Raw genomic sequence first — 20558 nt, 5'->3', positions numbered from 1 at the left:
ACAGCTGCAGGCCGTCCGAGCGCTCCCCGGCCGGCGCTCGAAGGGAAGCCCCGCCTCCGTCCGAGCCGTGATAGATAGATCGCGTGAAGACGGTTCTTGTCACTGGCGGCAGCGGGTTTATCGGGCGCGGTCTCGTGAAGGATCTGCTCGCGCGGGGTGATCGGGTGACGGTGCTGACGCGCGACGTGGGGCGGACGCAGGCGGCGCTGCCCGGGGCGCGCGTCGTGTCGTGGAGCTCGGACGCCCCGGGGCCGTGGTTCGAGGAGGTCGACGGCGTGGACGCGGTCATCCACCTCGCGGGCGAGACCATCGTCAAGCGGTGGACCGAGGAGGCGCGGCGCGAGATCCTGAGGAGCCGCGTCGACACGACCCGCCTCATGGGCGAGGCGATCGGCAAGGCCAAGCGCAAGCCGAGCGCGTTCCTCTGCGCGTCCGCCGTGGGCTACTACGGCCCGCAGCCGGGCGACAAGGTGCTCGACGAGGACGCGGCGCCCGGCGAGGGCTTCCTCGCCGACGTCGTCGTCCGCTGGGAAGAGGCGGCCCGCGCCGTCGAGGAGCAGCACGGCGTCCGCTCGGTGCAGCTGCGCATCGGCGTCGTGATCGGCGAGGGCGGCGGCGCGCTCGACAAGATGATCGCCCCCTTCCGGTTCTTCCTGGGCGGGCCCGTCGGCGACGGCAAGCAGGTCATCTCGTGGATCCACCGCGACGACGTCGTGGGGATGACCCTGCTCGCCCTGGACAACGACGCCGTGCGCGGCCCCTTCAACATGACCGCGCCGCACGCGCAGACCGGCGACGAGGTCGCGCAGGCGATCGGCGCGGTGCTCCACCGGCCGTCGTGGCTCCGCGTGCCCGAGGCCGTGGTGAAGCTGGGGATGGGCGACGCGGCCGAGATCGTCACCACCGGGCAGCGCGTCTATCCCAGGCGGGCGGAAGAGCTCGGATACAAGTTCCGCTACGCCCGCATCGTGCCCGCGCTCGAGTCGATCCTCCGCGGCTGAGCGCCCGCGCGCGGGTCGAGCGCCGACCGCCCTGCGCAAGGGCGCGGCCGCGCTCCGGCCGCCGCCGGAGCGGCGCGCTGGAGGCGGGCAGCTGGGCGCCGCGGCACGGCGCCCAGCTGCTGCCCACACGAGACAAGAGCCGCCGGTGGCGCGCTGAGAAGTCGACCTGTGTCGAGCAGCGCACCATCGGGAGCCCGGACGGCAGTTTCCCAGCGCTCCCCCAAGCGCTCCGTCCGCTTCCATGCTTACGTCATCGGGCTCCGAGAATCTCTCGGGATGAGTTGGATTGGCGCGTGCAGGGTATCCCGACTGGATGTCGACGTGCACCCTCCAGAAACGCCGCGAGAACCAAACTCGTTAGGGGAATCCCTTTGCCGCAGCGCACAATCGCGGGGTTGCTCGTGCTCCTCGTCTGAGGCTCGTCCGAGGCGCGGTCCCTGATGCGTGGGAGAGGGGAGGAGCCAGGCGCAGTCTGCGCTCGCTGCCCGGACAGCGGATCACCCCCGCGCTGTGCCGTTGTGGTGCGTCGTGGAGCCCCGGCGCGGCCGGCGGGCGCGTGGTCGTGCAGGCGCGCTCAGGGGCTGAGGCCACGGCTCTGGAGGATCTCTCGCACCACCGCCTGCGCGGAGCCTGTCAGCTCGGAGAGCGAGCCGCGGGCGAGCTCCACGAACTTCATGCCGCGCACGCGCTTGAGCGCCTCGACGGCCACGGCGCGCTCCTCGGCGCCCTCGTGCTGGAGGATGCCGAGGAGCATCTCGCCGGCCTCGAGGGTGTCGATCTTCGCGATCGCCCGCACGGCGCTGGCGCGCACGGCGGGGGCCTGCGACTCGCGGTAGATGCGGGCGAGCGGATCGAAGGCGTGGGCGAAGCGCAGCTCTTCCAGCGCGCGGGCGGCCTCGTGGACCACGGTGGGGTCGGGATCCACGAGCGCGTCGCGGATGGTGATGAACGTGCGCTTGTAGAGGAAGTGGGAGAGCGCGCGGACGACGGCCACCCGGATCTTCGGCTCGGCGCGGCGGAACAGGCGCTCGAGCGGCGAGAGGATCGTGTAGAGCTCGACCGTCGCGAGCTGCTCCGCGAGGCTGATGAGCTGCTGCGCGGGGGCGGCCTCGGGCGTCGCGCCCTCGACGGCGAGCGCGGTGAGCCGGGCGAGCATGGCGCGGCGGCGGGTGACCTCGGACCACTGCGCCGGGTCGAGCACGATGTCGCCGCACGCCTGGGCGGCGCTGCCGGCTTGCTCCCACTCGACGAGGTCGATGTGCCAGACGTCGGGGAAGCCGAGCTCGTGGCGGAGGTGCGCCGGCAGCGGCGCGGCGTCGATCGGCAGGTCCTGCGCGTTCACGTAGCGGCGGCCGGCGCGGGCGTAGTGCTTCTTCCGGGTCTCCTCGAGCGGCAGCTGCGTGAGCGCGCGGTAGACGCCGCCCACCTTGCTGTACTGCCCCGCCTCGCCGAGCGCGATCACGGCGGCGAGCAGCGCGTTCTCGGCGATCTCGGGGGGGGCGGCGCGCTTCTGCGAGACGGCGGACACCTCTTGCCAGAGGCGGGCCTGCGTGAGCACGGCGAAGTTGGCGACGGCGGCGAGCCCCTCTTTCCGGGCGTACGCGGCCATCTCGCGGGCGAGCGTGGCGGCGGCGGAGACCTCGCCCTGCTTCTCGGCCGCGGAGACGGCCTCCTCGTAGGACTGGAGCGCGTAGTAGCGCAGGTGGTCCTCGCGCAGGATGCGGATGACGTTCACGTAGCCCTCGAGGACGTGCTCGAAGGCGCGGCTCTCGCGCCCGACGGCGATGAGGACCTGGTAGCAGTCGAAGGCGCGCTCGCGCTGGCCGATGGTCTCGTACCTGTCGGCGGCCTCCTCGAGCAGGTGGACGGAGGCGAAGACGGCCTCGCGCGCCGCCGCGGCGTCGCCCGTGCGGAGCGAGGTGCGGGCGAGGTTGAAGCGGGCGAGGCCGGCGGCGTAGAGGTCGCTGCCCGACGAGGAGAGCAGCTGGGCGAGGCGCGACCAGAGCGCGCGGGCGCGGGCGAAGTCCTGGCCGCGCTCGCGGGCGATGGCGGCCTGCGCGACGAGGCCGGCGGCCTCGTACTCGTCGGCGGCGCGTCCGTAGAGCCGCTTCTGCCGCTCGGGGTCCTGCTCGCGCTCGGCCCAGGCGAGCACGGTGCGCGCGCGGTCGATGGGCGGGACCTTCGCGATGAGCGGGCGCTGGCTCTGCTCGTTGCCGCCGTACCAGGAGACGGTGAGCGCGCTCCGCGCGTCGCCCAGCCGGACCAGCACGTCGCGGAGCTCGTCCGTCATGGCGACGTACTCCTCCTCGCGGGCGATGGTGTGCTGGAGGGCGCTGAAGAGCGCGTCGCGCGCGCGCGTGAGATCGCTCCTGGCCAGCGCGGAGCGGGCCTCGTCGCGGAGCTCGTGCAGGGGGCGGACGCCTTGGGTCATGCCGGGAGCGAGCGTAGTACACCGGCCCTGGCCGAGGGGAGCGGCGGGCGCGCGCGGGCGACGTCGCCGGCCGGCCGCCGGTGCCGCGAGGGCGCGGCGTGTGGGGCGAGGGCTCGAGGCATCCCCTCGAATTCTTCGGAAAATTCACAGGGAGACGGGGAGGCGGGGAGGGAAATCTTCAAAATACTCCCTGTCTCCCCGCCTCCCTGTTCAATTTGTTTCCGCTGAAAAGGGCTGCAAAATAAGGGGATTCCTTGGGAGCGCGGGGATGGAGTAGCCGTCAAACGGCGCATTGCCGGCTCGGCGTGAGGCAGCCCGCGGAAGCGTCAGAACCGGGCTGTCGACGCGGCGGCGGGCTGCTAGAGCGCGGCCGATATGAAGCTGTTTCACCAGACTCTGATGCTCGTCTGCTCCGCCGCGTTCTCGGTCTCTTGCGGTGGCGCGGCCGAGCGCGCGTCGTCGCTCGACGAGGTGGGGAGCGCCGAGCTCTCGGCGTCGGCCGCGCCCGGCGCGCAGCGCGCGGGCCAGGCGGCGCGCGCGCCAGGCGAGGAGGCGCCGGGCGATCACCGCTTCTGCGGCTGGCTGCACGAGTTCCTCGGAGATCCCGAGTCGACCGAGCTTGGATACGACACCTTCGCGGCCCACGCGGGAGCGTTCGACGCCGTGCACCCGAAGTGGTGGCGCGTCGCCTCGCCGACCAGCTTCGAGAACCACCCGCGCGGCCGGGAGGCCCCGTTCGCCGGTTTTCACGACCGGCGCGTCCTCGACCGCACGACGGCCGGCGGCGCGCGGACCCGGCTCATCCCCCTCATCGCCGCCATCGACCGGCCCGACGTCGTCGCGGTGCACGCCATGCTCCACGATCCAGCGCTCCGGGCGAGGCACGTGGAGGGCGTCGTCGCGCTCGTGATGGAGAACGGTTACGACGGGATCGACATCGATTACGAGCACCTCTCCTCGGTCCTCGGGCCGGGCGAGACCGTCCGGGCCGAGCGGGCCGCCTTCTCGGCGTTCATCGACGAGCTCGCGCGCGCCCTCCACGCGCGTGGAAAGGAGCTCTCGCTCGCGGTGCCGGCGGTCGCGTCCGCGAACGGCGTATTCGACTACGAGGCGCTGAGCGCCTCGGCGGATCACGTGCACGTGATGAGCTACGACTACCACTGGCACGGCGGAGCGCACGTGGGCCCGGTCGCGCCGCTCGGCTGGCTACAGGAGACCGTCTCGTACATCGGGTCGCTCGACGGCGGCGCGCGCCGCGAGAAGTTCATCTTCGGGCTGCCGAACTACGGTCTCGTCGGGCCGGAGGCGCCGGGGAGCGGGGGCGCCGTGGTGGGGTGCGAGCCGCTCAGCAAGTGCCTGGAGCTCGCGGGCGACGGCTACGAGACGAGCACCGAGCACATGAGCGTGTGCCCGGACGACGAGGGCGGGCGGCTCGCGGCGGGGAGAGCGCCGAACCGGCTCCTCGCGAGCGGCGAGCGCCTCTTCTTCGAGGACCTGGCGTCGCTCGAGGAGAAGGTCGTCGTCGCCGAGCAGGGTGGGCTCGGCGGGGTGACGTACTGGAGCATCGGCGGCGAGCCGGGCGGGGCCGCGTTCTTCTCGATGATCGAGCGTCACTTCCCGAGGTGATCGCCGCGCCCTGCGGCCGCGTGGTAGGGTGCGCGCCGTCACAGCGAGAGGAGAATCCTGTCATGGCACGCACCCCGTCCACGATGCTTGAGCTGGGCACCCCGGCGCCCGACTTCAGGCTGCCCGACTTCACAGGAAAGCAGGTCGCGCTGTCGGATTTCAAAGCGCAGCGGGCGCTCCTCGTGATGTTCATCTGCAATCATTGTCCGTTCGTCAAGCACATCCGCCACGAGCTCGCCCGGCTGAGGCGCGATTATGGCGCTGACGACGTGGCCATCGTGGCCATCAACTCGAACGATATTGTCGCGTATCCAGCGGACAACGCCGAGGCGATGGCCAGAGAGGCGCGCGAGGTCGGCTACACGTTCCCTTACCTCCTCGACGAGGCCCAGCAGGTCGCCAGGGCGTACCGGGCCGCCTGCACGCCGGATTTCTACCTCTTCGGCCCCGATCGCCGGCTGGTCTACCGCGGTCAGCTCGACGACAGCCGTCCTGGCAACGACGTCCCCGTGACGGGCCGCGATCTCCGCGCCGCCATCGACGCGGTGCTCTCCTCGGCGCCCGTCCCCTCGGAGCAGCGCCCGAGCATCGGTTGCAACATCAAGTGGAAGCCCGGCAATGAGCCGGGGTATCACGGCAGAACTCCGTAACGATCCCTGGAAGTACGCGCCTGACCGGACCCGGCGGAAGCGCACGCTTCACCCCGGCGACGTGGTGCCGGGTGCGGGTTCAGGCGACATGGACGTGCTGGAGCCGGTCGGCGGCAGGCCCAGGAGCGCCGAGGCGCGGGCCATGCCTCGTGCGGCGGTCGCGCCGCTGCGCGCTGCCGTCGTCATGGAACATGGACAGTCAGGACACTGATCCTATAGGTTCACAGCACGGGGAGTGAGACCTCATCTCGGGGGCGCGTTCCTCGTGAAGCCATACATTCGCCTGCATGGTGGGTGGACTGCGGCATGAGGCCGAGGTCCACTCCAGTCTGGATCTCGGAACGACGAGCGCGATCCGAAGGCGGTCTACTCTCCCACTTCGTGAGCGCCCATGCGACACAACACGGTCAAGGCCAAGGAAGGGGACCTCCTATGCAGAGCTGGATAGGCCCGGAGCGCCAGGCGCTGGCGAAGAGCGCGGCGAAGGTGCTCAAGGACAACGCCCTACACAACCGCAGCGGTCTCCCGCCGTTTCGATTGCCGCAGGTCGCGCAGCAGATCCTCGACGAGCTGTTCCATTTCTCCTCCACCGTCGACGCGGCGCCCGTCATGTCGCTCGGGCAAAAGCTCGGGCAGCAGGGGCTCGGGCTGCGGGCGCTCCTTGGACTGAGCCGCGCCCTCGTGCGCGAGGTGCTGGCGCGCCTGCCCGGAAGTACGCCCGAAGCGCGGGAGGCGGCGGCGCTCGTGAACGACTACCTGACGCTGCTCGTGGACGCGGTGGCAGAGCAAGAGAAGCGCGAGGTCGGCGTCCAGCGCGACGAGATGCAGCTCGCGCTCGAGCGCGCCATCCATCACCGCGAGCGCGAGCTGCGCCGGGTGATCATCGAGCTCTCGACGCCGATCATGCCCGTGTACGATCATATCTTGGTGCTGCCGCTCATTGGAAAGCTCGACACCGAGCGAGCGGGGAGGATCACCGAGTGCCTGTTGCGAGAGGTGGTGGACCGGCAAGCGCGCACCGCGATCATCGATGTGACCGGCGTGCCGGCGATGGACGCGGAGGCCGTCGACGCGCTCGTGCGCACCGCGCGCGCGCTCGACCTCCTCGGCACCCACCCGGTCCTGGTCGGCATCCGCCCCGAGGCGGCCCGCGCGCTGAGCGATCAGGACGCCCACCTCGCGGGCATCGTGGTCCTGGCCAATCTTCAGAGCGGTATCCTCTATGCGTTGCGGCGGGAAGGGCTCGAGGTGCGTGGCAGTCCGCGTCCGCAGCGAGGATCTGATGGCTTGTATCGCGGCCGTTGACGAGCGCGCCGTGAGCTCGCTCCAGGGAGGAAACGATGGAGATTGACACGACCAAGCCGCACGTCGGTCGGGTTTACGACTATGTCCTCGGAGGACACCACAACTACGAGGTGGATCGCGCCGCCGCCGCGGCGATCTTGAAGCTCGTACCCACCTATCCGAAGGTCGCGAAGCTCAACCGCTGGTTCATCCAGCTCGTGGGGCAGCGATGGTCCGAGGCGGGTATCATGAACGTGCTCGATCTCGCCTCGGGGCTACCGACGCAGGGCCATCTCAACGACTACCTGCCTGATGCGCGCATCCTCTTTTCGGACGTCGACCCGGTGAGCGTGATCTACGGCGAGCAGATCCTGGCTGACAAGCAGAACATGCGCTACATCCAGGCCGATCTGCGAGACCCGTCGCCGTTGCTCGCGGCGGCGGCGCAGTTCTTCGGCGCGGAGCGCCGCATCGCGGTCGGAGGCATCGGCATCTTCTACCTGATGGACGATGAGAGCTCGCGCGACATTCTGCAGAAGCTGCACGCGTTCTGCGCCCCTGGCAGCGTGCTGTCGCTCAGCTTCGTCATGTCGCGCGGCGCCGCCGCGGCGGGCCAGCTGAGCAGCGCCGGATCCCTCGCCGGGGTCAAGGTCTACCCGCGCACGCCCGAGGAGATCGCGGCGCTCGTGGCCCCATGGAAGGTGGATGAATGCCGGCCTCTGGCGGAGTGGCTCGGCATCGACGACTTCATCACCGAGGAGGAGTACGCGGTGAACCCGTTCGAGATGCGGGGCCTGATCGCGCATCACTGAAGGAAAGCCCGCTCCCCATCGCCCCATCGATTTCGGTAGACCCGAAGGAGGTTCTACCGCACGGCGCCTGGGGGATGTTCCGTCCCCATCTCCCCATCTCCCCATCTCCCCATCTCCCCATCTCCCCATCAATTTTGGTAGGCCCGAGGAGGGAGGTGGTGCCGCACGGCGCCTGGGGGATGGGCCGATGTTTGAGCACATGGCCTGAGCCTTGCCCAGCGGGCAAGGCTCAGGCCATGTGCGAGTTCGGCGGGGCCCCCAGGCGCCGTGCGGCACCACCTCCCTCCTCGGGCCGATCCTGCCGGTCTTTCTCCCCGAGGATCGCCTTGGCCGCGCTAGCCCGAGCCGCCCCGCTCGCCACCGTCGCGTGGTCGACCACCCAGTGCGCATCCAGCAGATCCAGGTAGTCGAGGTCCAGCTCCCCCCCGGAAGGCAGCATGAACACCGCCGAGATGTGCGCGTGGCTCTGCACCGCCTGCACCATCTCCCGCGGGATGTAGAGCGCCGCGTGCGTGAAGAGGTGCACCACCGGCGTGCGCGGATCGTGGTGCCGCGTCAGATCCAGATCCGTCGCGAGCTCCGCGAACACGCGCGCCGGGTTCCTGCCCCGCTCCCCCTTGAACGACAGGAGGTGCGCCGTCGGCAGCTGCCCGTTCTTCGCCCGGTAGAGCTCGTACAACCGCGCGTCGAAGAAGCGGAACGCCACGTCCTCGCCCTCCAGCAGCAGCCGCTTGCCCGTCGCGATCGCCATCCCCCGGGCGAACGTCTGGCGATCGCCGCGCATCGACGCCGACGCGTCGATGAGCAGGTAGTGGATGCGCCGCTGCTCGTCCCGGCTCTGCTCGCGCGCGAAATACAGCACCTCGTTGTCCGCGATGCGGCGCGCCAGCTCCATGTCGTCCCACGCGAGCTCGGTCAGCACCATGCTGTCGATCGAGCCGCGCGTGCCCAGCCCCGAGTAGCCGTGCGCCGCCGTCGTGCCCGCGGCCGGGCGCGTCTTCGTCTCGAGCACGCTCGGCAGGATCTCCAGCGAGAAATTCACGATGTCGTTCGCCTCGGGCGACGAGAGCGCCGCGAGCAGATCGACCTGGGCGAGCGCCCCCGCCGACGCCTCCGAGCCCAGCATGCCGAACAGGCGCAGCGTCTCGATGTCGAGCGCGTCCGACATCGTGAGCACGTACAGCCGGGAGACGTCGAGCGCCTCCAGCGCCCGCTGCTCGAACTCGCGCCGCGCCGACAGGAACAGCCCGCGGAGCTGCGGCTCGATCCCCTCGAAGAGCGCCGCGTCCGCGGGCAGCATCGCGCGGTAGGCCGGCGGCGTGTGGGTCCGCGCCGCGACCGCGCCGAAGAGGCGCGACAGCACGACCGTGACCAGGTCGTCGCTCATCCGGAGCTGCGCCGCGCATCGCGCGGCCTCGCTCTCGGCGAGCTCCCGGAGCACCGCCCGGTACCCCTCCACGATGCGCTCCGCGTCCCGGAGCCGGCCCGCGAGCTCCTTCGGGTCGCAGCGCGGCCCGAGCTCCAGCTGCTCGCGCGGCGTCGAGAAGAGCAGGCCCGCGTCGTGCACCAGCGCGAACGGCAGGACCACCCCGAGCCGCTCCAGGCTCTGGTGCCACCGGATCGCGCGCAGCGCGAGCGACGAGCTCAGCGGGCGCACCTGCGAGAACGCCAGCGTGCCGAGCGGGCCGGCGATGGAGGGGTTCGTGAGCTGCGACGTGGGGACCGGCACGGCTACAGGCGCGCGGCGCAGCGGAAGCCGATGCCCGGCGCGCTCGCCGTCGCGAGCTGGTGGTAGCGGAACGCCGGGTTGAGCCAGAGCGCGAAGCCGCCGTTGTAGGCGCCGCCCCGGATCGCCTTGCGATCACCGGCAGGCGCCCCCTTCGGGTTCACCTGTTCCTCGTCCTTGTAGGTCTCGAACCAGTCCGCGGTCCACTCCCACACGTTGCCGACCACGTCGTCGGCCCCGAACCTCGTCCTGCCGTTCGGGAACGAGCCGACCGGCGCCGTGCCGGGGAAGCCGTCGTCGGCCTCGTACATGCGCTCGCTCGGCGTGAGCCCGCGCGCCTTCTCCCACGCCGTGCACTCGGTGCCGCACGCGTTCATGAAGGTCTGGTCGCCGGGCTTGTCGCCCCAGGGGAACTTGCGCCCGTCGGAGCCGCGCGCCGCGTATTCCCACTCCGCCTCGGTCGGCAGGCGCTTGCCGTGGACCTCGCAGTAGGCGTTCGCGAGGCTCCACGGCAAGCAGTTGATCGGGTGCTTCGCGAGCTCGGGCTTGCCGAAGGTGCACTGCTCGGCGAGGGCCGTCAGCGTCTTCTGGTGCGCGGCGGCGGGCGCGCCGCTCGTGTTCGGGAAGTCGGGCGCGGCCGGGGGCCGCTTGCACTCTCCCTTGTCCGAGCACGCCTTGTAGTCGCCCGCGGTCACCTCGTGGACGTCGATGCAGAACGTGTCGATCGTCACCTTGTGCGCGGGCTGCCACAGCTTGAACTCCGGCTCGTCGGAGCCCATGAAGAACTTGCCGCCGGGGACGAGCACCATGCCTGCAGGGCACTCGGTCCGCCGCTCGGGGAGCGCGGCCGCCGCGGCCGTGGCGCTCGCCGTCGGCGCCGCCGCGGTGGCGGACGCGGTGGCGACCGGCGCGCTCCGCGACGCCTCTTCCGCGGGCGCCGCGCCGCGCAGCAGGCTCCAGGTGATTGCGCCGCCGGCCGCGAGCGCGAGCGCGACGCCGCCGAAGAACAGCGGGCCCTTCGACCTCGGCGCCGCCGCGTCGCCCGCGGCGCTCGAGCCGGCCACGGCGACCGGCTGCGACGTCAGCGCGGGCGGCGGCCCCGGGGCCGTGGAGGGCGCCGCCATCGTCGGCGCGGTCTGCGCCTGCAGCGAGATCCGCGGCGAGGACGGGAGCCGCGGCGCGGACGCGCGGGGCGACGGCGCGCCGGACGGGGGCGCGAGCGAGCCGCCGCCCGCGGAGAGCGCCCAGGCCGGGTCCTCGGGGAAGACCGCCCGGTGCAGCGCCGACCAGAAGCGGCCCATGGTGGGGAAGCGGTCCGCCGGCGCGACGGCGAGCGCCTTCGCGAAGACCGCCTCGACCTCGTCGCTGACCGTGAGGCCGAGCGTCCGCGGGGTCGGCCGGCGCGACGGATCGCGGCTCGCGACCGCGAGCTGGAGGTAGTCGTCGCCTTGCAGCGCCGGCGCTCCGCCGAGCATCACCTCGATCATGATGAGCGCCATCGCGAAGACGTCGGTCCAGGGCCCGGTCGCGCCGTGGGTGCGGCTGAACTGCTCCGGGGCGCCGTAGCTCGGCGTGAACGCGGTGATGTCCTTGCCGGTCTGAGCGAGCGCCGTCGCCGCCGCCGCGTGATCGGCCATCACCTTGGCGATGCCGAAATCGAGCACCTTCACGAACGTCGAGGCGTCGCGTGGCTGGCCGATGACGAACAGGTTCGCCGGCTTGATGTCGCGGTGCGCGATGTTCCGCGAGTGCACGAGATCGAGCGCGATCGCGGCCGACTCGAGCAGCGCCATCGTCGCGCGCAGGTCGCGCGGCGGCGCGCCCTCGCCCGTCTCGTCGAAGAGGACCCGATCGAGCGGCCTGCCGTCGAGCCACTCGAGGACCATGTAGGGCAGCCACTGCCCGTCCGGCGCGTTGAACGTGCCGATGTCCCGGGCCTGGACGATCGCGGCCGACCGGCTGGACAGCTCGGTCATGAGCTTGCCCTCCTGGATGAACGCCTGGAGCAGCTGCTCGCGCTGCTCGGCCGGCGCGCCCCCGAGGAGGGTGAAGCACTTGACGGCGACGGGTTGCTTCCAGATGACGTGCTCGGCCCTGTAGACGACGCTGAAGCCGCCTTCGCCCACGGCGTGATCGATCCTGTACTTGTCGGCGATCAGGCTGCCGGCGATGTTGAGCGGATCGCTGCGGTCCGGGTTCTGGCTCATGAGATCCCTACGCACCGCGGCGGGGCCCCGATCGGGGCGCCTCGCGCGTGCGTCGGGGTCATCTTAGTTGCCTCGCCGTCGGTTGGAACCCTTTCGCGCGATCCGGCGCCCTCCCCGATCCAGAGGCGCCGCCCGCTCCGGGTGTCCGGTATGACGGACGTTCCAAGGCCGGTTGGATGGTGAGCGAGCCCGCATTCAGGGATTCCTGTGGGCACGATCCATCTCTTGACAGAGATCTTCGTCCGTTATATTGGATGACACATTCGGTGGTTCCCAGCTGGCGTCGCTGCTGCCCAGCCGGGTGCTCCTGACCGCGGCCTCTCGTCTGCGTTTCGTGCGTGGGACGTCGAGCGCAGGCCGGGGAGCGATGGTCCGCCGCCAGCGAGGGCGTGGTGTGCCTTTGCGCCGGCGGCCGGTGTTGGCCGTGCGCGCCGCGCGCAGAGCGCCGTGCGCCGTCAGCAGCTGGTTTGATTCGAGGAACAACGCGCTTGAAATCGATCAACGGAAAGAAGTCGCACATGGTCCGCGCGGCAGCGGCGCTCTCGCTCGTCGCCGCCGCGCTTCCCTCCCCGGCGTCCGCTCAGCAGCCCGCGGCGCCGCCCCAGGCCCCGGCGCCGCCCCCGGCCCCCGCGCCGCAGGAGACGGGGGCGGCGGCCGGCGTCGAGCCGCTGAGCCGGAGGGTCGCGGAGCTCGAGCAGCAGCAGCGCGCGCTGATCGAGCGCCTCGAGGCCGAGCGCAAGGCGGCCGCCGAGGAGCGGGCCAGCGCGGAGAAGGACAAGGGCAGCGGCGTCAAGGTGACGGCGGGGGCCGGAAAGGGCTTCACCGTCAAGACGGCGGACGACAAGTTCTCGTCCACGATCCGGGCCCGCCTGCAGGTCCGCGAGACCATCACGCACACGGGAGAGGACGACACGCACGAGATCAACGTGAGGACGGTGCGCCTCACGACGAGCGGGCATATCCTCTCGCCCGATCTCAAGTACAACGTGCAGCTCGCCTTCGGCGGCAACGACTTCGAGAAGGACAGCGCATCTCCCATCCTCGACGCCTTCGTCGAGTACAACGGGATCCGCGATCTCAACGTGCGTGTTGGCCAGTTCCTCACCCCGTTCAACCGGGCGCGGACCCTGCGCGAGCCCTCCCTCCAGCAGACCGAGCGCCCGATCGCCGTCCGCGAGTTCAACCTGGATCGCGACGTCGGCCTGATGTTCTCGTCGCCCGATCTCTTCGGCTTCGGAGGCAAGCTGTCGTACAACCTCTTCGTCGGCGGCGGCGAGGGGCGCAATCGCTTCGGCGGCCAGAAGCACGGTCCGCTCGCGGTGGCGCGGCTTGCGGTCCGCCCGTTCGGCGCGTTCGACGACGACCAGGACGCCGACCTCTCTCGCGAGGCGAAGCCCCGGCTCGCGGTGGGTGTCACGGGCGCCTACAACCACCAGACCAACCGCCAGAACAGCACCTTTGGCACGACGCTCACGCTCGGGGCGGCGGACTATCTGCACGGCGCGGCCGATCTCATCTTCAAATACGCCGGCTTCTCGCTCTCGGCCGAGGCTGTCGTGCGCCATGCCAAGCAAGATTCCTTCGAGGGCGAGGTCAACGGCGCGGCCGCGCAGGAGTGGACCCGGTCGGGTTACGGCTACTTCGCCCAGGCGGGCTACCTGCTGACCGACGAGGTCGAGGTGGCCGCGCGCTGGGACCAGATCTTCGCGGAGCGCGGCACCGATCCGAAGCTCGTCGGTCTCGTCGACACGCAGGGCAAGCAGGTCGGCGGCGGGCTCAATTATTATGTGAACGGGTATGCCCTGAAGATCCAGGGCGATTATTTCTACATCTTCGGCAAGGACACCGCCGACGCCCGCCACGTCGGTCGCCTCCAGCTCGACGCCTCGTTCTGAAGGGGACGCGCAGCCTCCGGGGAGCACGCTCTCCGGATACCGATAGCGGCCAGCTCGGCGCGGCGCGCCGGTGACGACCTGCGCGCTGGGCAGCGCGCGGTCTGGCCAGGCCGGCCTGACGAGCCGGGCCAGGAGCATGCTCCCGGCGGTCGAGAGCACGAGACCCCGAGGTGGCGCAGGGACTCCGGGCAGGGCGGATCGTTCAAGCGATTCGTTTTTTCAAATGGCGTCCTGCTCTCGTCCCCACTCACCGCTCCGCAACGCTCCCATCTCCGGAGGATTGGGCATGCGGTACCTCGTCCAGCGCCTCGCTTCCGCAAGCGTGTTCGGTCTCCTGCTGGCCGGGTGCGCACAGGGGGCCACCCTGGACGTCCCCCGCGGCGCGAGCCTCGTCTGGGGTGATGCAGGCGAGGCGGGTGGAGGCGGAGCGGGACCAGCGGAGGACCCGGACCTCGGGCTGGGGGACGAGCCCGGGGCGAGCCGCGACGATACGCCCACATGGGATCCCCCGTCCGTCGGGGCCGTCGGCGCGTGCTCCGAGCTGACGCACCACATCTACCTGGTCTCGCCTGATCGGAAGTTCTATTCGTTCCACCCTGCCAACCTGGAGCTCCATCTCATCGGTAAGCTCTCTTGCGGCGCCGGAAACCCTCTCTCGATGGCCGTCGATCGGAACGGCGTGGCGTGGATCGTGGACTTGGACGGGGCGGTCGTCCGGCTCGACATCGCCACGGGGCGGTGCGAAAAAACGCCCTTCCAGAAGGGACCGGATGAGCCGTTTCGCCACTTCGGCATGGCGTTCGTCGCAGACGACGTCCCCGGCCGAGAGACCCTTTATGTGCGCGACGCGGACCTCTTCCCAGACGCGGACGAACCGGCCCCGGTCCGGACGCTCGGCGTCTTCGACACGACGACGTACACGATCCTCCCGGTTGGCGCGGGCGCGGGCGGCAACGCGGACCTGACCGGCACGGGCGACGGTCATCTCTTCGGCTTCGTCAAGGATGGGCCGATCGGAGCAGCGCGCGTCAGCGAGTTTGACAAGATCACAGGCGCAGCGCTCTCCGAGACGCCGCTGGCAGGCGTCACGATCGGCTCGAGCTGGGCGTTCGCGACCTGGGGAGGCGACTTCTGGTTCTTCGTGACCACGGACTTCGAGTCGGCCAGCGTCTACCGCTACGATCCCGATTCCCAAGCTCCGCCCGTCCTCGTGGTGCCCCTGCTCCTGACCGCGGTCATCGGCGCGGGCGTCTCCACGTGCGTCCCGACCGACGTGCCTCTCTAGCCAAGGCGGATCCCCGTCCAGTCGTTGCCGAGCTCGTTGCTGATGACCCTGGCTGCATCAACCAGAGCCATCCAGGGCGCGCAAGCCGCCAGGATGCGCGGCGCCGCCCGATCGCCATGGGCCCAGCAGGGGGACATGACCTTTCGTACGGCCCTCTCGCAAATTCCCTCGGGAGATCGGGCAAGATGGTCCTGGGACGTGGCCGCGAGCAAATCCTCCTCCTCGTCCAGGGCTGGAGCGCCGCGAAGGAGACCGGGAAATGGCGATCACTCCTGAGACTTCCGTAGCCAGGCGTCCATCTGCGCTCGGTCACGACGCCTGATGGCCTTGAGCTCAAGGCGTTGTTCGTCCGTGAGGTTCGGGTTCATTGCCCAGAGTGCCTTTGCCTCCTCCGGGGACTCGGCCCACATCAAGACATCGCGGTAGTCGCCTTTCGCGGCGTCGGTCATCCGGCGAAGCTCCCCGAGGGCACCTCCGCTGAGTTTGATGATCGCCAGACGGACGCGCTCGGTCTCGCGCTCGTACGATTCGACGCCGTACCGGCTGAGCTCCGCGCGCGCCGCCGCACGGTCTTCCTCGGAAGGCCATGCGGCGGCCAGCTTGTGTTCGACCTCTGGCTCCAGCACCTTGCGCTCTCCGCTCATGCGCTCTCGGATCCGGCTAACGTTCGACAGGAGCGGCAGGGCCCGGATTGCCGCGACCTGTCCGCTCGATGGAGAGGTCAGGTCTGGCCATCGAAGGCTCCCTCTGCGAGCAATCGGTCAAGCTCCGACCAAAGGGGATCGCATTGTCCGCTGCGGAAGGCCGCGTTCTTGAACGCCTGCTGTTCGCTCTGGTAGAGCCGCCACAAGCTCGCCTTGCGGTCAGCGATGCACGCGCGCACGTTGGCGAGGCGGTCCGCCGCTTTCACGACGAGCGCGATCTCGATCTCGCCCTTGGCCTGCGCCAGCTTGGCGTAGGTCCTTGCTTTCCGCTCCTTGCGATTCGCACCAGGCTCGTCGGTGAGCAAGCACACGCATGTGGCCACTCGCGATCCGAACTCCGCTTCAATGCTTGCGAGCGTAACGTCGGTGTCCTCCGCCACGTCGTGCAGGTAGGCGACCACCACCACCTCTTCTCCATACGGCTCTGCCAGCGCCGCGACTGCATCCAGGTGAAAGGAGTACGGATGGTCGCCGTACCGCTGGTCCCCGTGCGCAGCAACCGCATACAACCGTGCCTTTTCTCTCGTGGTAGTCATAAGGCCCAACCATCAGTCGATTGGCCAACCGAAGCCGGCGGACCAGGTCTGTCCAGATCGTCGTCTTTTTGTGAACTCCCCATGGAGATTCTCATGGATCGACGCTGCGCCGCAAGCGCTCGGCCTTGTGGTAGATTCGCCGCCTGGAGGTCTTCTCGTGGCACGATCCCGTGGCATTTTCACGTCGATTGCCGCTGCGGCCGCGATGGTTTCCTGCGGGGGGAGACCCCGCCGCCCGCGCTGGCGCCGGCGGCTTCCGCTTCCGCCGCGCCCATCGCGACGAACAGCGTCGAGCCCCCGCCTGCGGCTCCGGCAGCCTCCGCGGCGCCCGCGGCGGCACCCGAGCCGCCCAGGCTCGCCGCGCCGAGCCCGGTCGCAAAGTACACCGGCTTCGCCAAGCCGGAGAGCGTGCTCTACGACGTGGACAACGACCGCTACCTCGTTTCGCGGTTACGACACGAAGCGTGGACGCGTCCTCGTTCCCCATGTGATCGTGGACACGGTCGACGTCTACGAGCTGAGGTGATCTGCGTTCGTTTCATGGCGGGACGGGGGGCGCGGTCGCCAGGCGCCGCGCCCCTTGGATTCATTTTCAGCAGAGCTCGGCTCGGAAGAGCTCACGAGCGCACAGCGCGCCAGCGCCAGGCGAGGGCGCGCCGCCGGAGCGACCGCGCCCGGGAGCGCATGGTGGCCTGTTCGCCCAGCCCCTCAGGCGGCGACGCGCGGGCGGGCGCTCGTCATGCTTCGGCCTGCTCCTTGAGGAATTGACGCACGAACTTCCCGTAAGCCTCCTTCATGGGCAGATCGTCGTCGACGCGAAGCCTGCGACGGGTGGCCGGGACGCTCTCTCCGGTCCTGGGGTTCCTCCCTACTTTGGCTATCGTCTCCCAATAAACGCCCGACCCCCGGCGCTGCCACGCGGGCACGTCGTTGAAGTTGATCCCACGAGAGAAGAGCAGCTCGTTCTTTCCAGCGACGGAGAGGCCGAGCATCGCATGGGTGGCTTCCTTGACGCTCTTGCCCTCCTTTCGAAGGGTCCAATAGCACCAGTTGTTGAGCGCGGATCGCGCCGCGTCCGCCTGCCGCCAGCGAAAGTAGTCGACCACGTCTCCGCGCCGGGCGCCGAGCCACAGGCGCGCGTCGAACTCCACCGGCGCGCTGAGCGCGAGCGAGAGGCTGGCGGTGGCGGAGCTGGCGGCGATGGAGACCAGCTTCTCTACTTCGCGATCGAAGACGTCGGTCTCGTGGGGGAGCAGGATGGAGATCTCGTCGCTCTGCGTATGGGCGTAAGAGCCGTGGAGAGAGGTGAGCACGGCCTTCGCGGCGTCCGTCATCTTGTGATGGAACCCCGTGTCGAACGGCTTCTCGCAGGTGCGCTCCGTCAGCCGCGAGAACGATCGGCCGTCCACCCGGATGACGATGTACGCGCCCCGCAGCGCGCGCAGCTCGTGAAAGCACTCGCCCAGCCGCATCTTCGCATCCATCTCGTCACTCTTCATTCGACTGCTCCTGCCAGAGCTCCTGCACGAAACCGTCGTTCGTCATCGTCACGTAGTAGAGCTCGTCGAAGCCTTCGCTCGGATGCGGGCGCCTGAGCCTCTTCGCCACGTCCAGCACCCCCACGTCGGGGACGCGCGCCCGCCCCTCGCGCAGCGCGTTGCGGGCGATCGAGTCTGCCACGCGCGACGAGAAATAATATCCGACGACGCGCGCTCCGTGGGAGCGTGCGATGGTGATGAGGGGCGCCCGCTCGGCCGGGGAAGGGTTGGTGTTGTCGACGACGACAGAGAGCCCTCGCGAGAGGGCCTCGGTCACCAGGCGGGCCTGGCGCACGTCGCGCTTCTTCGCGTTGGGAAAATTGTCCTTGCTGACATGCACGTGCGTCCCGGAGAAGTGGGTCCGGAAGAACGTGGTCTTGCCCGATGCCGGCAGGCCAACGAAGAGGATCACTGCCGGCGAGCCCATCGATCGGCGACCTCAGCAGGGCGTGCGCGCGTCGCCGAGGTAATAGTCGCGCTGCGCCGGATAGTAATCGGCGAAGCTGGGCAGCGGCTCGCCGAGCCTGGAGGCGACGAGCATGTCGAGGTAATACTCCCAGCCCGGCCCGACGTCGCCGGCGAGCGCCGGATCGGCGAGGCGCTGGATGAAGGTGAGCTCGGTGGTCTCGCCCTTCGCCGCGAGCGACAGCTCGAGCCGCCACTCGCCGTGATCGTCCTTGGCCGAGACCGCGAGGCGACGCGGCGGCTCGCACGTGTCGATCGAGACGTCACACCATGGCGCCCCCTGCTCGAACGCCATCTGAAGGCGCACCGTCTTGCCGGGCCCCGCTTCGCCCTCCCACGGGCCGATCCAGCGCGCCGTGCTCTCGGACGCGGTGACGCTCTGCCAGACATCCTCGATGGGGGCGCGAAAGCTGCGCGTGATGACGAGATCGGCGCCTGTCGCCGTGCTCCGGACGCGGCCTGTGGGTCGGGGGCTCATGCAGTCTCCTTTTTTCGTTTCACTTCGTTGCGGGACGGGGGGGCGGTCGCCATGCGCCGCTGCCGGCCGACGCGGTGCACCTCGGTCTCGAGCGCGTCGAACCGGCGGTGCCACGGACTCGGCGCGTGCAACTCGCGCAGGAACGCCTCGAGCTCGGCGAGCGCACCGAGCTCGAGGCGGTACTCGCGCTCGCGACCGCACTGGACGTCGCGCACCAGGCCCGCCTCGCGCAGCACGCGCAGGTGCCGGCTGACCGCCGGGCGGCTGACCGGAAACGCGCCGGCGATGGCGCCCGCCGTGGCGGTGCGATCGCGCAGCATCCGCAGGATCTCCCGCCGGATCGGGTCCGCCAGCGCCTGGGCAACGGCGTCCATCGGCCTGATGTGTAACGGATGTGTTACGCGTTCGTCAAGCCGCACGGCCGGGCCCGCAGGTGAATTTCTTCCAATACGCGGTCGGCGCGATGCTCCAGGATGAGCGCCGACCCGGATCGCCGAGGCGACGGGCGCCAGGAGAGGCTCGCCTTCCTCCTGGCGCACGGGCGCGCGAGGAGCGCCGCTCGACCGTCGAGGCGACTCCCGCCGTTGCCCCGGGAAAGGCCATGATCCGATACGAGCACGAAGGAGCGCGACGATGACGAAGAGCAAGGTCCACCCCGTCCCGGATGGTCAAACGTGCTTCCCCTACCTGAGCGCGCGGAGCGCCGCGGAAGCCATCGAGTTCTACAAGCGCGCGTTCGGCGCGCGCGAGGACTCGCGCATCCCGATGCCCGACGGGCGGATCGGCCACGCCGAGCTGTCCATCGGCCGCGCCCGGTTCTTCCTGTCGGACGAGTATCCCGAGCTCGGCGCCGTCAGCCCCGAGACGCTGGGAGGCAGCAGCGCGGCCGTCGTCGTCTACGTGGAGGACGTGGACGCGCTCGTCGCGCAGGCGGCGGCGGCAGGCGCGACCATCGATCGCCCGCCGCAGGACAAGCCGTTCGGAGACCGGGCGGCCTGGCTCCGCGATCCGTTCGGCCATCGCTGGTCCTTCGCGAGCCGGATCGAAGACGTCTCTCCCGAAGAGCTGCAGAGGCGCCTCTCGGCGGTGTAGCGACCCGTCACAAGGGCGGCCCCGGAGCGGGCGGGGAGGGCGAGCGCGAGAATTGCGGCGCTTCACGAGGGGGAGCTTGCTAGGGTGCGCGGACGTCCATGCCCCCTGACGAACGCGCTCCTCTCCCGCTGCCGGCTCCCGCTCCGCTCACGCCTCCGGAGGGCTTCGCGGAGCGCCTCGCGGCGATCGGCGTCACCCTCGACGCCGCGGTGATCGCCAAGCTCGGTGATTACCTCGCACGCCTGCTCGCGATGAACGAGCTGATGAACCTCACCTCGATCACGGATCCGGTCGAGGTCTGGGAGAAACACGTCCTCGATTCGCTCACGCTCCTGCCCCTCCTGGAGGAGCTGAGCGCGGGGGCGCGCCTCGCCGACATCGGCTCGGGCGGGGGCCTCCCCGGGCTTCCGGTCGCCATCGCGCGGCCCGATCTGAGGGTGACGCTGGTGGAGGCGACGCAGAAGAAGGCTTCGTTCCTCGTCGCGGTGGCCGCGGGCCTCGGGCTCACCAACGTGTCGGTGCGCGCCGAGCGCGCCGAGCAGCTCGGCAAGGGCGATCTCTGCGGCGCGTTCGACGCGGTGACGGCGCGCGCGGTCGGGCGCCTGGTCATGCTGATCCCCCTGACGGTGCCCTTCGTGCGGCCGAGCGGGCTCGTGCTGCTGGTGAAGGGCCAGCGCGCCGAGGAAGAGCTCGCCGAGGCGAGCTGGGTCCTCGGGCGACAGCGGGCCGCCTTCGTGAAGACCGTGGCGACGCCGACGGGGAAGATCGTGATGCTGCGGAAGTCGGGGGAGGAGCCGAAGCGCCATCCAGGGCGGTGATCCACGGCGG

At 70.2% G+C, this 20558-nt stretch carries 19 protein-coding genes; 9 read left to right on the top strand and 10 right to left on the bottom strand.

What is annotated here, in order from left to right:
• The first annotated feature begins 83 nt into the window (after positions 1 to 83).
• On the top strand, positions 84 to 1001 hold the full coding sequence (locus tag WMF34_RS31255) for a TIGR01777 family oxidoreductase (RefSeq protein ID WP_012238705.1): 918 nt from the start codon (positions 84 to 86) through the stop codon (positions 999 to 1001).
• A gap of 574 nt (positions 1002 to 1575) precedes the next feature.
• Here the strand turns inward: WMF34_RS31255 and WMF34_RS31250 are convergent.
• Positions 1576 to 3432 (bottom strand): HEAT repeat domain-containing protein, encoded by a 1857-nt coding sequence (locus WMF34_RS31250; protein WP_437990081.1) that lies wholly within the window; start codon positions 3430 to 3432, stop codon positions 1576 to 1578.
• Positions 3433 to 3831: 399 nt separating this feature from the next.
• On the opposite strand from WMF34_RS31250, the gene WMF34_RS31245 reads away from it, so the two are divergent.
• The 4 genes from WMF34_RS31245 to WMF34_RS31230 all read left to right on the top strand — a co-directional run bounded on the left by WMF34_RS31245 (position 3832) and on the right by WMF34_RS31230 (position 7804).
• On the top strand, positions 3832 to 5058 hold the full coding sequence (locus WMF34_RS31245) for a glycosyl hydrolase family 18 protein (protein ID WP_437990080.1): 1227 nt from the start codon (positions 3832 to 3834) through the stop codon (positions 5056 to 5058).
• A gap of 62 nt (positions 5059 to 5120) precedes the next feature.
• Complete coding sequence (locus tag WMF34_RS31240) at positions 5121 to 5708, top strand: thioredoxin family protein (RefSeq protein ID WP_012238702.1); 588 nt, start codon at positions 5121 to 5123, stop codon at positions 5706 to 5708.
• Between the two features lie 432 nt (positions 5709 to 6140).
• The gene (locus WMF34_RS31235) at positions 6141 to 7013 is read left to right on the top strand and encodes an STAS domain-containing protein (protein ID WP_437990079.1); all 873 of its coding nucleotides are present in this window, start codon (positions 6141 to 6143) and stop codon (positions 7011 to 7013) included.
• Positions 7014 to 7048: 35 nt separating this feature from the next.
• Positions 7049 to 7804, top strand: coding sequence for an SAM-dependent methyltransferase (locus tag WMF34_RS31230; protein ID WP_012238699.1), 756 nt, complete (start codon positions 7049 to 7051; stop codon positions 7802 to 7804).
• Positions 7805 to 8033: 229 nt separating this feature from the next.
• Here the strand turns inward: WMF34_RS31230 and WMF34_RS31225 are convergent, their stop codons facing one another.
• Positions 8034 to 9533: a hypothetical protein gene (locus tag WMF34_RS31225; protein ID WP_012238698.1), complete on the bottom strand. Its 1500-nt coding sequence runs from the start codon at positions 9531 to 9533 to the stop codon at positions 8034 to 8036.
• A 2-nt stretch (positions 9534 to 9535) separates the two neighbouring features.
• Positions 9536 to 11737, bottom strand: a complete 2202-nt coding sequence (locus WMF34_RS31220; protein ID WP_437990078.1) for an SUMF1/EgtB/PvdO family nonheme iron enzyme — start codon at positions 11735 to 11737, stop codon at positions 9536 to 9538.
• Between the two features lie 488 nt (positions 11738 to 12225).
• Between WMF34_RS31220 and WMF34_RS31215 the strand changes: the two genes are divergently transcribed.
• Positions 12226 to 13632, top strand: coding sequence for a porin (locus WMF34_RS31215; protein WP_437990077.1), 1407 nt, complete (start codon positions 12226 to 12228; stop codon positions 13630 to 13632).
• A gap of 286 nt (positions 13633 to 13918) precedes the next feature.
• Entirely contained in the window at positions 13919 to 14917 is a 999-nt protein-coding gene (locus WMF34_RS31210) for a hypothetical protein (RefSeq protein ID WP_012238695.1), read from the top strand.
• Positions 14918 to 15183: 266 nt separating this feature from the next.
• Here the strand turns inward: WMF34_RS31210 and WMF34_RS31205 are convergent, their stop codons facing one another.
• The 7 genes from WMF34_RS31205 to WMF34_RS31175 form a co-directional block, all read right to left on the bottom strand.
• Positions 15184 to 15561: a hypothetical protein gene (locus WMF34_RS31205; protein WP_012238693.1), complete on the bottom strand. Its 378-nt coding sequence runs from the start codon at positions 15559 to 15561 to the stop codon at positions 15184 to 15186.
• A gap of 77 nt (positions 15562 to 15638) precedes the next feature.
• Entirely contained in the window at positions 15639 to 16157 is a 519-nt protein-coding gene (locus tag WMF34_RS31200; RefSeq protein ID WP_012238692.1) for an HD domain-containing protein, read from the bottom strand.
• 179 nt (positions 16158 to 16336) lie between these two features.
• Positions 16337 to 16555: a hypothetical protein gene (locus WMF34_RS31195; RefSeq protein ID WP_044966200.1), complete on the bottom strand. Its 219-nt coding sequence runs from the start codon at positions 16553 to 16555 to the stop codon at positions 16337 to 16339.
• A 339-nt stretch (positions 16556 to 16894) separates the two neighbouring features.
• Positions 16895 to 17656, bottom strand: a complete 762-nt coding sequence (locus WMF34_RS31190; RefSeq protein WP_044966199.1) for a tRNA(His) guanylyltransferase Thg1 family protein — start codon at positions 17654 to 17656, stop codon at positions 16895 to 16897.
• The gene (locus tag WMF34_RS31185; protein WP_012238690.1) at positions 17646 to 18122 is read right to left on the bottom strand and encodes an ATP-binding protein; all 477 of its coding nucleotides are present in this window, start codon (positions 18120 to 18122) and stop codon (positions 17646 to 17648) included. Before WMF34_RS31185 ends, WMF34_RS31190 begins: the two co-directional genes overlap by 11 nt.
• A 12-nt stretch (positions 18123 to 18134) precedes the next feature.
• Positions 18135 to 18638: an SRPBCC family protein gene (locus WMF34_RS31180; protein ID WP_012238689.1), complete on the bottom strand. Its 504-nt coding sequence runs from the start codon at positions 18636 to 18638 to the stop codon at positions 18135 to 18137.
• Entirely contained in the window at positions 18635 to 19012 is a 378-nt protein-coding gene (locus WMF34_RS31175) for an ArsR/SmtB family transcription factor (RefSeq protein ID WP_044966197.1), read from the bottom strand. Before WMF34_RS31175 ends, WMF34_RS31180 begins: the two co-directional genes overlap by 4 nt.
• Before the next feature lie 259 nt (positions 19013 to 19271).
• On the opposite strand from WMF34_RS31175, the gene WMF34_RS31170 reads away from it, so the two are divergent.
• Both WMF34_RS31170 and rsmG read left to right on the top strand, forming a co-directional pair.
• A complete protein-coding gene (locus WMF34_RS31170; RefSeq protein WP_012238687.1) occupies positions 19272 to 19730 on the top strand; it encodes a VOC family protein in 459 nt (152 codons plus the stop codon).
• 98 nt (positions 19731 to 19828) lie between these two features.
• Positions 19829 to 20548, top strand: coding sequence for a 16S rRNA (guanine(527)-N(7))-methyltransferase RsmG (rsmG, locus tag WMF34_RS31165; RefSeq protein WP_437990076.1), 720 nt, complete (start codon positions 19829 to 19831; stop codon positions 20546 to 20548).
• The last annotated feature ends 10 nt before the right edge of the window (positions 20549 to 20558 follow it).

The organism is Sorangium sp. So ce145 (assembly GCF_051525985.1).
GTDB lineage: Bacteria > Myxococcota_A > Polyangia > Polyangiales > Polyangiaceae > Sorangium > Sorangium cellulosum_B.
Note: the sequence above shows the minus strand (reverse complement) of the source record. Positions and strands in the feature narration are given on the sequence as shown.

Bases quoted from the DNA above. Each gene is read 5' to 3' on its own strand.
- WMF34_RS31250 (WP_437990081.1), bottom strand. From the start codon at position 3,432: ATGACCCAAGGCGTCCGCCCCCTGCACGAGCTCCGCGACGAGGCCCGC.
- WMF34_RS31245 (WP_437990080.1), top strand. From the start codon at position 3,832: ATGCTCGTCTGCTCCGCCGCGTTCTCGGTCTCTTGCGGTGGCGCGGCC.
- WMF34_RS31240 (WP_012238702.1), top strand. From the start codon at position 5,121: ATGGCACGCACCCCGTCCACGATGCTTGAGCTGGGCACCCCGGCGCCC.
- WMF34_RS31235 (WP_437990079.1), top strand. From the start codon at position 6,141: ATGCAGAGCTGGATAGGCCCGGAGCGCCAGGCGCTGGCGAAGAGCGCG.
- WMF34_RS31230 (WP_012238699.1), top strand. From the start codon at position 7,049: ATGGAGATTGACACGACCAAGCCGCACGTCGGTCGGGTTTACGACTAT.
- WMF34_RS31220 (WP_437990078.1), bottom strand. From the start codon at position 11,737: ATGAGCCAGAACCCGGACCGCAGCGATCCGCTCAACATCGCCGGCAGC.
- WMF34_RS31210 (WP_012238695.1), top strand. From the start codon at position 13,919: ATGCGGTACCTCGTCCAGCGCCTCGCTTCCGCAAGCGTGTTCGGTCTC.
- WMF34_RS31205 (WP_012238693.1), bottom strand. From the start codon at position 15,561: ATGAGCGGAGAGCGCAAGGTGCTGGAGCCAGAGGTCGAACACAAGCTG.
- WMF34_RS31200 (WP_012238692.1), bottom strand. From the start codon at position 16,157: ATGACTACCACGAGAGAAAAGGCACGGTTGTATGCGGTTGCTGCGCAC.
- WMF34_RS31190 (WP_044966199.1), bottom strand. From the start codon at position 17,656: ATGAAGAGTGACGAGATGGATGCGAAGATGCGGCTGGGCGAGTGCTTT.
- WMF34_RS31185 (WP_012238690.1), bottom strand. From the start codon at position 18,122: ATGGGCTCGCCGGCAGTGATCCTCTTCGTTGGCCTGCCGGCATCGGGC.
- WMF34_RS31180 (WP_012238689.1), bottom strand. From the start codon at position 18,638: ATGAGCCCCCGACCCACAGGCCGCGTCCGGAGCACGGCGACAGGCGCC.
- WMF34_RS31175 (WP_044966197.1), bottom strand. From the start codon at position 19,012: ATGGACGCCGTTGCCCAGGCGCTGGCGGACCCGATCCGGCGGGAGATC.
- WMF34_RS31170 (WP_012238687.1), top strand. From the start codon at position 19,272: ATGACGAAGAGCAAGGTCCACCCCGTCCCGGATGGTCAAACGTGCTTC.
- rsmG (WP_437990076.1), top strand. From the start codon at position 19,829: ATGCCCCCTGACGAACGCGCTCCTCTCCCGCTGCCGGCTCCCGCTCCG.